Raw genomic sequence first — 13,282 nt, 5'->3', positions numbered from 1 at the left:
GGCGGGTCAGCGTCCTTCTTCGATCCAGGTGGCGTTCGGGCCGTCGAGCACGATGTCCCAGTGGTAGCCGAGCGAGAACTCGGGCACGGACAGGCTGTGGTCGTACGTCGCGACGAGCCGCTGCCGGGCGGCGTCGTCCGTCACGGACTGCAGGATCGGGTCGTACGGGAAGAGCGGGTCGTTCGGGAAGTACATCTGCGTCACGAGCCGCTGCGTGAACGCCGAGCCGAACACCGAGAAGTGGATGTGGGCCGGGCGCCAGGCGTTGACGTGGTTGCGCCACGGGTACGGGCCCGGCTGGACGGTGGTGAAGCGGTAGAAGCCGTCGTCGTCGGAGAGGGTGCGGCCCACGCCGGTGAAGTTCGGGTCCAGCGGGGCGTCGTGCTGCTCGCGCTGGTGGGCGTAGCGGCCGGCCGAGTTCGCCTGCCAGATCTCGACGAGCTGGCCGCGCACGGGCCTGCCGTTCCGGTCGAGGAGGCGGCCGGAGACGGTGATGCGCTCGCCGACCGGCTCTCCGTTGTGCTGCCGGGTCAGGTCGTTGTCGATCCCGGTGATGTCCCGCTCCCCGAAGGCGGGGGAGGACAGCTCGACCAGTTCCGGGTCCTTGGTGACGTCGATGGCGATCGGCGGCTGCTTCGGGTGGCGGAGTACCGAGGAGCGGTACGGGGCGTAGTCGCGGCGCGGGTGGTGCTCGACGGGCGCGCCGTCGGCGACCCGCTTCTCGTACGCGGCGTGCTCGGCCGCGATCTCCGCGTCGATGTCGTGCTGGGTGAGAGTCATGGGGTTTCCCGTGGGTGACGTGACTAGCGGTCGAGGACGAGGGCGAGGCCCTGGCCGACGCCGATGCAGAGGGTGGCGACGCCGGTGCCGCCGCCCTTGCGGGCGAGCTGGTGGGCGACGGTGCCGGCGAGGCGGGCACCGGAGGCGCCCAGCGGGTGGCCCAGCGCGATGGCGCCGCCCCGGGGGTTGAGGATCGCGGGGTCGAACTCGGGCCACTCGGCGACACAGCCCAGCACCTGGGCGGCGAAGGCCTCGTTGAGCTCGAGGACGTCGAGGTCGGCGAAGGTCCGGCCGGCCTTGGCGAGGGCGCGGTTCACGGCTTCGACGGGGGCGAGGCCGAAGTAGTGCGGGTCGGTCGCCGAGACACCGGTGGCCCGGACGCGGGCGAGCGGCTCGCGGCCGGTGGCCTTCAGACCCTCCTCGTCGACGAGGAGGAGGGCCGCCGCGCCGTCGTTGAGCGGCGAGGCGTTCCCGGCGGTCACGGTCCCGTCGGTGGTGCGGAAGGACGGCCTGAGCTTGGCCATCGCCTCCAGGGAGGCGGTCGGGCGTACGCACTCGTCGGCGGCGAAGTCGACGGGGTCGCCCTTGCGCCGCGGCACGGGTACGGGCGCGAGCTCGGTGTCGAAGAGGCCGTCCGCCTGTGCCCGCGCCGCCTTGTGGTGGGAGGCGAGGGCGTACTCGTCCTGCTGCTCGCGGGAGATCTCGTGCTTGTCGGCGATCAGCTCCGCCGACTCCCCGAGCGGGATGGTCCACTGCGGGTCCATCCGCGGGTTGACCATGCGCCAGCCCAGGGTGGTGGAGTACAGCTCGGTGTGCCCGGCGGGGAAGGGCCGGTCCGACTTGGGCAGCACGTACGGCGCCCGGGTCATCGACTCCACGCCGCCCGCGAGGGCGATGTGGGCGTCGCCGACGGCGATGGCACGGGCGGCCTGGATCACCGCTTCGAGACCGGAGGCGCACAGCCGGTTCACGGTCACGCCGGGGACGGTGGTGGGCAGGCCGGCCAGCAGTCCCGCCATGCGGGCGACGTTGCGGTTCTCCTCACCGGCGCCGTTGGCGTTGCCGAGGTACACGTCCTCGATCCGGGAGGGGTCCAGGCCGGGGGTGCGGGCGAGGAGTTCACGGATCGCGTGTGCGGCCAGGTCGTCGGGGCGTACGCCCGCCAGGGAGCCGTTGTACTTGCCGAACGGGGTGCGTACCGCGTCGACGATGTAGACGTCCTTCATGTCAGGTCCTCCGCGACGACGAGTTCGGCGTCGGTCCCGGCGACGATCTCGTCGACGCCCACGCCCGGTGCGGTCTCGACCAGGACCAGGCCGTCGTCGCCGACGTCGAGGACACCGAGGTCGGTGATGACCCGGTTCACACACGCCTTGCCCGTGAGCGGCAGCGTGCACTCCCGCACGATCTTGGGCGAGCCGTCCTTGGCGGTGTGGGTCATCACCACGATCACGGTGCGGGCACCGTGGACGAGGTCCATCGCGCCGCCGATCCCCGTGATCATCTTGCCCGGGACGGCCCAGTTCGCCAGGTCGCCGGCGGCCGAGACCTGCATGGCCCCCAGCACGGCGACGTCGATGTGCCCGCCGCGGATCATGCCGAAGGACAGCGCCGAGTCGAAGAAGGAGGCGCCCGGCAGGACCGTCACCGTCTCCTTGCCGGCGTTGATCAGGTCGGGGTCCACCTCGGCCTCGGTCGGGTACCGGCCGGTGCCCAGGATTCCGTTCTCGGACTCCAGGGTCACCTCCACGCCCTGCGGGAGGTGGTTCGGGATGAGCGTCGGCAGACCGATGCCGAGGTTGACGTACTGTCCGTCCCGCAGTTCCCGGGCCGCTCGCGCGGCCATCTGTTCACGCGTCCAGGCCATCAGGAACTCACCGTCCGCCGCTCGATCCTCTTGTCCGCGGCCTGTTCGGCCGTGAGCGCCACCACCCGCTGCACGAAGATCCCCGGCAGGTGCACCGCGTCCGGGTCGATCTCCCCGGGCTCGACCAGCTCCTCCACCTCGGCGACCGTCACCCGCCCGGCCATCGCCGCCGGCGGGTTGAAGTTCCGGGACGACTTGGCGAACACCAGGTTCCCGTGCCGGTCCCCCTTCGCCGCCCGCACCAGCGCGAAGTCGGTGCGGATCCCGCGCTCCAGCACGTACTCCGTCCCGTCGAACTCGCGGACCTCCTTCGGCGGCGACGCCAGCGCGACCCCGCCGGAGCCGTCGTAGCGCCACGGCAGCCCGCCCTCGGCGACCTGCGTGCCCACCCCCGCCGGTGTGTAGAAGGCGGGAATCCCCGCCCCGCCGGCCCGCAGCCGCTCGGCCAGCGTGCCCTGCGGGATCAGCTCCACCTCCAGCTCACCGCCCAGGTACTGCCGCGCGAACTCCTTGTTCGCCCCGATGTAGGACCCGGTCACCCGGGCGATCCGCCCCGCGGCCAGCAGCACCGCCAGCCCCGAGTCCATCGCCCCGCAGTTGTTGGAGACCACCGACAAGCCGCCGGTCCCACGCTCGTACAGCGCCTGGATCAGTACGTTCGGCACACCGCTCAGCCCGAAGCCGCCCACCGCGAGCGACGCGCCCTCCGGCACGTCGGCCACCGCCTCGGCGGCTGTGGCCACCACCTTGTCCATCCGAGAAGCCCCATCTCTTCCAAGCGCCCCGGATCGCGGACCGATCGGCGAATTAATCAGGGCACTGAGTATTTCAGCGAGGTTTCCCACACGCTGCCACCGGACGGCCGGGGCGTCAAGACCTCTCAAAAAGCCTGGTGGATCGCCTGATGTGGCATCGGGCAGTCTCCGCCCGTCCGATGTATCGTCAGTGCACCGACGAAAATGACCACAGGAGCGCACATGGCCGCGGTCGACCTGACCACCCATCCCGGGCACCTGGCCCGGCGGCTGCAGCAGGCGCACTACCTGCTGTGGAACACGATGGTCTCGGAGGAGATCACCTCGCCGCAGTTCGCGGTCCTCAACGCGCTCGTCAGCGAGCCGGACCGCCTGGACCAGCGAACCGTGGGGGAAAGGGTGGGGCTGGACCGGTCCACCATCGCCGAGGTGATCAGCCGGCTCGGCCGCCGCGGACTGCTGGACAAGGTCCGCGACCCGCAGGACGGCCGCCGCTTCCTGCTGCGCCTGACCGACGACGGCCTGCGCGTCCACCGCAAGCTCGCGGTGCGCACGGCCCGGATGAACCAGGTCTTCCTGGCCCCGCTCTCCGCCGACGAGCAGGCCGTGTTCTTCGACCTCATCCGGCGGGTCGCGGACGCCGCCGAAGGGCTCCGCAACCCGGCGGAGCCCGCGGCGGTACCGAGCTGATCAGGGCCGCTTCGCCGTATCGGCGAACACCACCCACACCTGGCCCTCGGCGAAGTCCAGCGGAGTGCCGTCCTCGGCGGTGAAGGACGTTCCGTCCGCGGCCGCGCCGCGTTTCCAGGCCGCCCCGTACGCGCGCCCGTCGCGCAGCACCTCCGCCCGCCCGGAGCCCACCGACTCGACGTACGGCGAGTTGCTGCCCCGGACGTCGTGGAAGTCCGACTCGCGTACGTTCACGTGCTGCACGACGACGGTCGACGGCGCGAGACGCCCGCCGTCGGCCGTCCGGGCCGGGGCGCCGTCCATGGAGACCAGCCAGCGGTCGCGGCTCTCGGACCAGGTGAAGGTGAAGGACGCCGACGGGTAGCGCACCGTGCGCGAGGACTTCGCCTCGCCGCCCTCGGGGGCCGCTCCGTAGCGGAAACCCGTGGTCAGGTCGTCGGCGCCCGCGGGTGACGGCTGCAGCCGCCTCGGCCGCAGATAGAGATTGTGCGGGGCGGGCCGGTCGTCGTCGCGGACGTAGGCGTCGGACGCCTCTCCTCGCCCCGGGGGCTCGGCCCGCAGGGGCGCCTCGTCGATGAGCGGCAGCAGTCTCCGCTGCGCACCGGAGAACGCCAGCGTCGGCCGGTCGAACTGGCGCAGCAGTTCCAGGTCGGACTCGCGGGCACTGCGCACCGGTCCGACCGACTCGGGAAGTTCGGTCGCGTAGACCGCCATCAGGCGGCTCAGTCCGCCCTCCACCGGTTCCACGTAGACCACGTCCGCGGCTTCCAGGCCCGTCTGCGGACGGGCCGCCGGCACGTTGTCGACCTTCACGGCGAGCACCGGGGCCGGGCTGCCCGCCGCACTGTGCGAGCGTTTCGGGCGCGGTGCCTGTCCGTCCTCCTCGACCGTCCCCGGCCCGGCCGCGCAGCCCGCCGCCAGCGAGACCGCCACCGCCGCGGTCAGCAGCGCCCCGCCGCGCCACGCGTGCGTCCTTCGTCGCATTCCGACCACCCGTCCACCCATCCCATGTCATTGATTTTGTACTTTTTGAAGCATTCAGCGCTATACCTGACCGAATCTGATACGGCACGCCGAACGCGGCACATAATCCGCTGTTGGGACGAAACCGGCGGCGGTTCGGTGGAGGGCGCCTCGGGTACCCGGCCGCCACGCAGCAGCGATGCGCACGGCGACGGAGGGAGTGCGAGGCCATGAAGGCAGTGACGTGGCAGGGCAAGCGGGACGTACGGGTGGAGGACGTACCCGATCCGAAGGTCCAGGAGCCGACGGACGCGGTCATCCGCGTCACGTCCTCCGGGCTGTGCGGCTCCGACCTGCACCTCTACGAGGTGCTGACGCCGTTCATGACACCGGGCGACATCCTGGGCCACGAGCCCATGGGCATCGTGGAGGAGGTCGGCCCCGAGGTGACCGGCCTGCGGCCCGGCGACCGGGTCGTGGTGCCGTTCCAGATCGCGTGCGGGCACTGCTTCATGTGCGGCACCGGACTGCCGACCCAGTGCGAGACCACCCAGGTCACCGGCGAGGGCATGGGCGCCCCGCTGTTCGGCTACACCCGCCTGTACGGCGCCGTCCCCGGCGGCCAGGCCGAGTACCTGCGCGTGCCGCAGGCCCAGTACGGCCCGATCAAGGTTCCGGAGGGTCCGGCCGACGACCGCTTCGTCTACCTCTCGGACGTCCTCCCCACCGCCTGGCAGGCGGTCGAGTACGCCGCCGTCCCGCGGGGCGGCAGCGTCGCCGTGCTCGGCCTCGGCCCGATCGGCGACATGGCCTGCCGGATCGCCCGGGCCAAGGGGGTCGGAAGGGTGTTCGGCGTGGACCTCGTGCCGGAGCGGCTGCGGCGGGCCCGTGAGCGGGGCGTGGAGACGTACGACCTGCGGTCCTTCGACAGCGAGAAGGAACTGGTCGCGGCGATCCAGGACGAGACCGAGGGCCGCGGTCCCGACGCCGTGATCGACGCGGTCGGCACCGAGGCGCACGGCGGCGTCGTCGCCAAGCTGGTCCAGTCGACCGCCGCGGTGATGCCCCGGGCCGTGGGCGGCCCGCTGGCGGAGCGGTTCAGCGTCGACCGGCTCGCCGCCCTGTACACCGCCATCGAACTGGTGCGCCGAGGCGGCACGATCTCGCTGTCCGGCGTCTACGGCGGCATGGCCGACCCGATGCCGATGCTCACCCTGTTCGACAAGCAGATCCAGCTGCGGATGGGACAGGCGAACGTACGCCGCTGGAGCGACGAGATCATCCCCTACCTGACGGACGAGGACCCGCTCGGCGTCGACGACTTCGCCACCCACCGGGTGCCGCTGACGGACGCACCGCACGCGTACGAGATGTTCCAGAAGAAGCAGGACGGCGCGGTCAAGGTGCTGCTGAAGCCGTGAGGCCCCCGGGGCGCCCTCAGGGGCCGCCGAGGATCTCCGCCAGGTCGTAGCGGACCGGCTCCTCCAGCTGGGCGTAGGTGCAGCTCTCCGGCGTCCGGTCCGGGCGCCACCGGCGGAAGCGGGCCGTGTGCCTGAAACGCGCCCCGTTCTCCATGTGGTCGTACGCCACCTCGACGACCCGCTCCGGCCGCAGCGGCACCCAGGACAGGTCCTTCTTCCCCGACCAGCGGCTGGGGGCGCCCGGCAGCCGGGCCGACTCGTGCGCCGACTCCTCGGCCCAGGCCGCCCACGGATGGCCCCGGACGTCGTCCATGCGCAGCGGTGCCAGCTCCTCCACCAGCTCCGCGCGCCGCTTCATGGTGAAGGCCGCGCTCACGCCCACGTGCTGGAGGACGCCCCGGTCGTCGTAGAGGCCGAGCAGAAGCGAGCCGACGACGGGGCCGCTCTTGTGGAGACGGTAACCGGCGACCACCACGTCCGCCGTGCGCTCGTGCTTGATCTTGTACATGGCCCGCTCGTCCTGGCGGTAGCGGAGATCGAGCGGCTTGGCGACGACGCCGTCGAGCCCCGCCCCCTCATACTGCTCGAACCACCTCCGCGCCACCTCGATGTCGTCCGTCGCCGGTGCCACGTGCACCGGGGCCGTGACCCCGGACAGTGCCCCCACCAGCGCCGCCCGCCGGTCGGCGAGCCCCACGTCGAGCAGCGACTCGTCGTCCAGGGCCAGCAGGTCGAAGACCACCAGTGAGGCCGGCGTCCGCTCGGCCAGCGTGCGCACCCGGGAGTCCGCCGGATGGATCCGCTCGGTGAGCGCGTCGAAGTCCAGATGCCCCTCCCGGGCGATCACGATCTCCCCGTCCACCACGCACCGCTCGGGCAACCGCTCCCGCACCGCCTCCACCAGCTCCGGGAAGTACCTGGTCAACGGCTTACCCGTACGGCTCCCGAGCTCGACCTCGGCGCCGTCGCGGAACACGATCGACCGGAACCCGTCCCACTTGGCCTCGTAGTGCATGCCCGGCGGGATCTTCGCCACGGACTTGGCGAGCATCGGCTTCACGGGCGGCATGACGGGCAGATCCATGGTCCGACTGTATGAGCGGTCCGCGGCCCTCGCCTGTTAGGCTTGTGGGGTGATCAGGTTCTACTACTTCTACATCTGATACCGCCCCGGGAGACCGGGTGCCGATGCCACCGCGCGTACGCGGTGTGATTCCGGCCGCCCGTCAGGGTCCCCGGGTTCGGCTGTAGCACGGCCTTCACCCACGCCGCTCCGTCGCGCGCCGATGACCCCTCCCTCCGTATCGGTCACCTGTCCACGCCTTCCGATATGGCGGATCACGCATGTCCCAGCCCACTTCTGGCACCACCACCTGCCCAACCACCTCGTCCGGTACCGGCTCGGACTCCGGCTCCGGCTCCTTCCAGGTCGTCCTGGACGACGTCGTCCGCGCGCCCGGAGGCCGGCCGCTGCTGGACGGCGTTCACCAGTCGGTGGCGCTCGGCGAGCGCATCGGCGTCATCGGCGAGAACGGCACCGGCAAGTCGACCCTGCTGCGCCTGCTGGCCGGTCTCGACCGGCCGGACGCGGGCCGGATCCGCGTCCACGCCCCGGGCGGCGCCGGGTACCTGCCGCAGACCCCCGACCTCCCCCCGGACGACACCGTCCAGGACGCCGTCGACCACGCCCTCGCCGACCTGCGCACCCTGGAACGCGCCCTGCGCCGGGCCGAGCAGGCGCTGGCGGAGGCCGGGCCCGGCGAACTCGACGGCCTGCTCGCCTCGTACGGGGAGCTGCTGGAGGCGTTCGAGGCGCGGGACGGCTACGCGGCCGACGCCCGCGTCGAAGCCGCCATGCACGGACTGGGCCTTCAGCGCATCGCGCCCGGCCGGCGGCTGGGCAGCCTCTCCGGCGGCGAGCAGGCCCGCCTCAACCTGGCCTGTCTGCTGGCGGCCGCACCACAGCTGCTGCTGCTCGACGAGCCCACCAACCACCTCGACGTCCCGGCCGTCCAGTGGCTGGAGGAGCACCTGCGCTCCCACCGCGGCAGCGTGCTGGCGGTCTCCCACGACCGCGTCTTCCTGGAACGCGTCGCCACCGCCCTGTGGGAGGTGGACGGCGAGCGCCGCACCGTCCACCGGCACGGCGGCGGGTACGCGGGATACCTCCGGGCCAAGGCGGCCGCCCGGCGTCGCTGGGAGCAGGAGCACGCCGACTGGCAACGGGAGTTGGCGGAGCAGCGCGCCCTGGCCCGCCGTGCCGCCGACACCATGGCCGCCGGCCCCCGGCGCCGGGCCAACGCCGACCGCGACAACCAGCGCCACCAGCGCAGCGTGGAAAAGCAGATCTCCGCGCGCGTCCGGCAGGCGAAGGAGCGGGTACGGAGACTGGAGGAGAACCCGGTGCCGCGGCCGCCGGAGCCCCTGCGCTTCGACGCCCGGGTCGCGGGCGGCGAGAGCGACCGCAAGGGGGCGGTCGCCGACCTCCACCGGGTCGCGGTGGGCGACCGGCTCGACGTACCCGGCTTCACGGTGGAACCCGGCGAGCGCGTCCTGGTCACCGGGGCGAACGGCGCCGGCAAGAGCACGCTGCTGCGGGTCCTCGCCGGTGACCTGGACCCCGACCGGGGCACGTGCACGCGCCCGGACCGCGTCGGCTGGCTGCCCCAGGAGACCGCGATCACCGATCCGCGGCGGACCCTGCTGGCCGCGTTCGCCGCCGGGCTGCCCGGCGTCGCCGAGGAACACCGCGGCGCCCTCCTCGGGTTCGGTCTGTTCCGGCCGTCCGACCTGACGACGGCGGTCGGTGACCTGTCCACGGGGCAGCTGCGCCGGCTGGCGCTGGCCCGTCTGCTGCGGGACCCGGTGGACCTGCTGCTGCTGGACGAGCCGACGAACCACCTCTCGCCCGCGCTGGTGGAGGACTTCGAGGAAGCCCTGCACCACTACCGGGGCGCGCTGGTGATGGTCTCGCACGACCGCATGGTCGCCCGGCGCTTCACCGGCCGCCGGGTCCGGATGAGCAACGGCAGCCTGGACGAGTAGAGATGGCGGCGTGGCGTGGCGGCATGGGACCGTGGGAGGAGGTGTGACGGAGGGAGGGCGCGCGTGCCGGGGAGTTCCGCCAGGGCGGCCGTGGTGGTCACCGCGGCCGTCGCCGTCACCGGCGCCTGCGTGACCGCGATCGTGGCCGCGACGGGCGACCTCACCGGTCCGCCGGGCGTCACGGTCGGCTCACCCGAGGCGCCGGGCCCGGTGCCCCGCAGCCGTCAGGAGACGGTCGAGGCGTGGAGGGCGGAGCTCGCGCGTGCGGGTCTGCGCCTGCCCGAAGGATGGGAGCGACTGCCGACGGCGGAGATACGCGCCAGGTACCTGAAGCAGAAACGCGTCAACGACGGCCCGCCGAAGGACATCGACCCGCACATGGCGGTCGATCCGTGCGGGTCGTGGACCTGGGTGGTCAAGCCGGGCGCGTGCTGGTGACCGCTCCGGGCACACGGAGACGCCCGGGAACGCGGGTTCGAATGAAGGTCCGGGTGAGCCGTCGCCTGATGTGCGAGGTCCCCGCGGTGCGCCTACCGTGGCTCGCATGGCGGAAGCGGTGGAACTGGAAGCGGGCGGACGGACCGTGCGGCTGTCCAGCCCGGGCAAGGTCTTCTTCCCGGAGCACGGCTACACCAAGCTCGACGTGGCCCGGTACTACCAGGCCGTCGCCCCCGGCATCCTGCGCGCCCTGCGCGACCGGCCCACCACCCTCCAGCGCTACCCGGACGGCGTCACCGGCGAGTGGTTCTACCAGAAGCGCGCCCCCAAGGGCATGCCCGACTGGATCCCCACCGCGCACATCACCTTCCCCAGCGGTCGCAGCGCCGACGAGATGTGCCCCACCGAGGAGGCGGCGGTCCTGTGGGCCGCCCAGTACGGCACCCTCACCTTCCACCCCTGGCCGGTGCGCCGCGACGACGTCGACCACCCCGACGAGCTGCGCATCGACCTCGACCCGCAGCCCGGCACCGACTACGACGACGCCGCCCGCGCCGCCCACGAACTCCGTGCCGTACTGGAGGAGTTCGGCGGGCTGCGCGGCTGGCCCAAGACCTCCGGCGGACGCGGCATCCACGTCTTCGTGCCGATCGAGCCGCGCTGGACCTTCACCCAGGTGCGGCGCGCCGCCATCGCCGTCGGCCGCGAGATGGAACGCCGGATGCCCGAGCAGGTCACCATCAAGTGGTGGAAGGAGGAGCGCGGCGAGCGCATCTTCATCGACTACAACCAGACCGCCCGGGACCGCACCATCGCCTCCGCCTACTCGGTGCGCCCCCGCCCGGGCGCCCCGGTGTCCGCGCCGCTGACCTGGGAGGAGGTGGGCGTCGCCCATCCGCAGGACTTCGACATCACGACCATGCCCGCGCGCTTCGCCGAACTCGGCGACGTGCACGCGGGCATGGACGACCGTTCCCACTCCCTCGACGCCCTGCTGGAGCTGGCGACGAAGGACGAGCACGACCACGGGCTCGGTGATCTGCCGTACCCGCCCGAGTATCCGAAGATGCCGGGGGAACCCAGCCGGGTACAGCCGAGCCGCGCGAAGAAGCCGCGCCCTCAGAAGAGCTGACCTACAACTCCTTGATCCTCACGTCCCGGTACGAGACCACGTCCGTGGTGCCGTGGACCTGGAGCCCGATGTAGCCGGAGGCGTACCGCCGCCCGTCCGTGCCCGGGTCGTCCGAGCGCGCCGGGTAGAAGTCCTGGCCGCCGGTGTTGTCGAACTCGTTGATCAGCACGCCGTTGCGGTAGACGGAGTAGTGCTGGTCGACCACGCGGATCTCGTAGTCGTTCCAGGTGCCCTTCTCCGTCACCCCGGCGCCGGCCAGGCCCACCCGGTCGAAGCCGTAGACCGACCCCGACTTGTACATGTCGCCGGTCGGGCTGTCGAACACCTGCACCTCGTGCCCGTACTTGATGGCGACCCACTCCGGCCGGGACTCCTCCGGGTGGTCGTGGACCTGCGGGAAGCGCACGAAGACGCCGCCGTTGGTGTTGGCCGTGCCGGGCGCGTCATCCCGCCACTGGAGCTTCAGCGAGAAGTCCCCGTACTTGCGCTCCGGGAACCACAGCATGCCCATGCCCGGTGTGCTCGTGCTGGAGGTGATCGAGCCGTCCTCGTTCAGCGCGAACGAACCGCCGCCCACCTGCTGCCACTTGCCGAAGGACTCCTGGGAGCCGTCCAGGATCGCGCGGTAGCCCTCGGTCTGGCCGGGCACGCCGATCTTCGACTGGCGGGCGGCCTTGTTGATCGCCCGGTACTCCCGCCGGTCGACGACGCCCTCGTCCAGCAGCGCGTCCATGACCTCGCGGACGTGCTTGAGGAACAGCTGCTGCGACGACCAGTCCTTCTCGTCCTCGATCAGCTCGTTGATCCGGCACCGGTTGTTGGTGACCCGGTTGGGCACGCCCGTGTCGACCGTGCCGACGATCACCGTGAGCCGTTCGTCGTACTCCGGGCAGGGCGGCGGCGGCACCTGTCCCGACACCACCGTGAAGCTCACGGTCAGCGGCTCGGACGTGTTGCCCGCCTGGTCGGTCGCCCGGTAGGCCACGGTGTGCCGGCCCACCCGGTCGACGACCACCGGCTCGGTGTACGCCAGGTAGGGCCCGGCGTCGAGGGAGTACTCGATGCCGGCCACCCCGGAGCCGCCCTCGTCGGCGGCGCTGACGGTCACCTCGGCGCTGCCGACGTACGCGCCGTCGGAGTTCTTGCTGCCCGCCACGGTCGCGCCGGTCACCGGCGCGGTGGTGTCCTGCGGGGGAGCGGCGACGACGGTGAAGGCGACGCTCTTCTCCGCCGCGGCGTTGCCCGCCTTGTCGGTGGCGCGGTAGCGCACGGTGTGCTCACCGACCTGGTGCACCATCACGGGGGCGGTGTACGGCTGCCAGGCGCCGTCACCGACCGCGTACTCGATGGTGTTGACCCCGGAACCGGTGTCGGAGGCGGTGACGGTCACCGTCGCCATGTCGATGTAGGCACCGTCCGGGTTCTTCTCACCGCTGACCGTCGCCGAGGTCTCCGGCGCGGTCGTGTCGTCCGTCGGCGCGGGGGCCACGGTGAACGTGACACTCTTCTCGGCGGCGGCGTTGCCCGCCTTGTCGAAGGCCCGGTAGCGCACCGTGTGCTCGCCGACCCGGTCGACGACGACCGGCGTGGTGTACGGCTGCCAGGCACCGTCGGCGCCGAGCGCGTACTCGATCCGCTCGACGCCCGAGCCGCCCTCGTCGGTGGCGCCGATCGTCACGCTCGCGGCACCGACGTAGTGGCCGTCGGCGTTCTGGGTGCCGCCCACGTCGGCCGACGTGACGGGCGCCGTCGTGTCCTCGCCCCCGCCGCCCTCGGTCACCACGAGCACGCCCCTCATCTCCGCGTGGCCGGGGAGCGTGCAGTAGTAGAGGTAACGGCCGGGGGAGAGGGTGACCTCGGCGGTGTGCCTGCCGCCCTGGTCGTCGCCCGGGTTGGCCAGGATGTTCAGCTGGACGTCGTTGTTGTACTCCGGGTCGCTGGTCATGAACGTCAGCGTGTGCGGCATGCCGGTGGTGTTGCCGGTCGCCTCGCTGTTCTCGAAGACGATCGTGGCCGGACCGGCCACCGCCGTCTCGGGCGCGGACGTGTACTTGGTGATGTCGTCGCCGGCGGTCCAGGTGAGGACCTGGTCGGCGGCGGCTGTCCCGGCCTCCGCTCCGGGCTGCCCGGAGGCGGACGTAGCCTGCAGCCCGAGCACCATCAGCAGGCCGGCCAGCAGAGCGGCCCACAT

At 72.1% G+C, this 13,282-nt stretch carries 12 protein-coding genes; 5 read left to right on the top strand and 7 right to left on the bottom strand.

The annotated features are described in order from the left end of the window. Positions 1–6: 6 nt before the first annotated feature. Genes pcaH through ACP4J0_RS04780 form a run of 4 tightly spaced genes read right to left on the bottom strand, consistent with a single transcriptional unit; the run spans position 7 to position 3,402 of the window. Positions 7–780, bottom strand: a complete 774-nt coding sequence (gene pcaH / locus ACP4J0_RS04795; protein ID WP_426597325.1) for a protocatechuate 3,4-dioxygenase subunit beta — start codon at positions 778–780, stop codon at positions 7–9. Between the two features lie 23 nt (positions 781–803). Next, on the bottom strand, positions 804–2,006 hold the full coding sequence (locus ACP4J0_RS04790) for a thiolase family protein (RefSeq protein WP_426597324.1): 1,203 nt from the start codon (positions 2,004–2,006) through the stop codon (positions 804–806). Further along, on the bottom strand, positions 2,003–2,647 hold the full coding sequence (locus tag ACP4J0_RS04785; protein ID WP_426597323.1) for a CoA transferase subunit B: 645 nt from the start codon (positions 2,645–2,647) through the stop codon (positions 2,003–2,005). The genes ACP4J0_RS04790 and ACP4J0_RS04785 overlap by 4 nt, the downstream gene beginning before the upstream one ends. Then, positions 2,647–3,402, bottom strand: coding sequence for a CoA transferase subunit A (locus ACP4J0_RS04780; RefSeq protein ID WP_426597322.1), 756 nt, complete (start codon positions 3,400–3,402; stop codon positions 2,647–2,649). The genes ACP4J0_RS04785 and ACP4J0_RS04780 overlap by 1 nt, the downstream gene beginning before the upstream one ends. Positions 3,403–3,624: 222 nt before the next feature. On the opposite strand from ACP4J0_RS04780, the gene ACP4J0_RS04775 reads away from it, so the two are divergent. Continuing rightward, positions 3,625–4,092 (top strand): MarR family winged helix-turn-helix transcriptional regulator, encoded by a 468-nt coding sequence (locus tag ACP4J0_RS04775; RefSeq protein WP_426597321.1) that lies wholly within the window; start codon positions 3,625–3,627, stop codon positions 4,090–4,092. Here ACP4J0_RS04775 and ACP4J0_RS04770 read toward each other — a convergent pair whose 3' ends face one another. Continuing rightward, positions 4,093–5,076 carry a DUF3048 domain-containing protein gene (locus ACP4J0_RS04770; protein ID WP_426597320.1) on the bottom strand — a complete coding sequence of 328 codons (984 nt, stop codon included), beginning with the start codon at positions 5,074–5,076 and terminating at the stop codon, positions 4,093–4,095. It abuts the gene before it with no gap. 209 nt (positions 5,077–5,285) lie between these two features. Here ACP4J0_RS04770 and ACP4J0_RS04765 point away from each other — a divergent pair, with 209 nt between their 5' ends. Beyond that, positions 5,286–6,476: a zinc-dependent alcohol dehydrogenase gene (locus ACP4J0_RS04765; protein ID WP_426597319.1), complete on the top strand. Its 1,191-nt coding sequence runs from the start codon at positions 5,286–5,288 to the stop codon at positions 6,474–6,476. Between the two features lie 16 nt (positions 6,477–6,492). On the opposite strand, the gene ACP4J0_RS04760 is transcribed toward ACP4J0_RS04765, so the two are convergent. Then, entirely contained in the window at positions 6,493–7,560 is a 1,068-nt protein-coding gene (locus ACP4J0_RS04760; protein ID WP_426597318.1) for an ATP-dependent DNA ligase, read from the bottom strand. A 260-nt stretch (positions 7,561–7,820) separates the two neighbouring features. On the opposite strand from ACP4J0_RS04760, the gene ACP4J0_RS04755 reads away from it, so the two are divergent. From ACP4J0_RS04755 to ligD, 3 genes are all read left to right on the top strand, one after another. Further along, positions 7,821–9,521: a TlrC/CarA/OleB/SrmB family ABC-F type ribosomal protection protein gene (locus ACP4J0_RS04755; protein ID WP_426597317.1), complete on the top strand. Its 1,701-nt coding sequence runs from the start codon at positions 7,821–7,823 to the stop codon at positions 9,519–9,521. A 63-nt stretch (positions 9,522–9,584) separates the two neighbouring features. Beyond that, positions 9,585–9,959, top strand: a complete 375-nt coding sequence (locus tag ACP4J0_RS04750; RefSeq protein ID WP_426597316.1) for a hypothetical protein — start codon at positions 9,585–9,587, stop codon at positions 9,957–9,959. 106 nt (positions 9,960–10,065) lie between these two features. Beyond that, on the top strand, positions 10,066–11,091 hold the full coding sequence (gene ligD, locus ACP4J0_RS04745; RefSeq protein WP_426597315.1) for a non-homologous end-joining DNA ligase: 1,026 nt from the start codon (positions 10,066–10,068) through the stop codon (positions 11,089–11,091). Between the two features lies 1 nt (position 11,092). On the opposite strand, the gene ACP4J0_RS04740 is transcribed toward ligD, so the two are convergent. Then, positions 11,093–13,282, bottom strand: coding sequence for an OmpL47-type beta-barrel domain-containing protein (locus tag ACP4J0_RS04740; RefSeq protein ID WP_426597314.1), 2,190 nt, complete (start codon positions 13,280–13,282; stop codon positions 11,093–11,095).

The organism is Streptomyces sp. WG7, from assembly GCF_049975785.1.
Taxonomy (GTDB): domain Bacteria; phylum Actinomycetota; class Actinomycetes; order Streptomycetales; family Streptomycetaceae; genus Streptomyces.
Note: the sequence above shows the minus strand (reverse complement) of the source record. Positions and strands in the feature narration are given on the sequence as shown.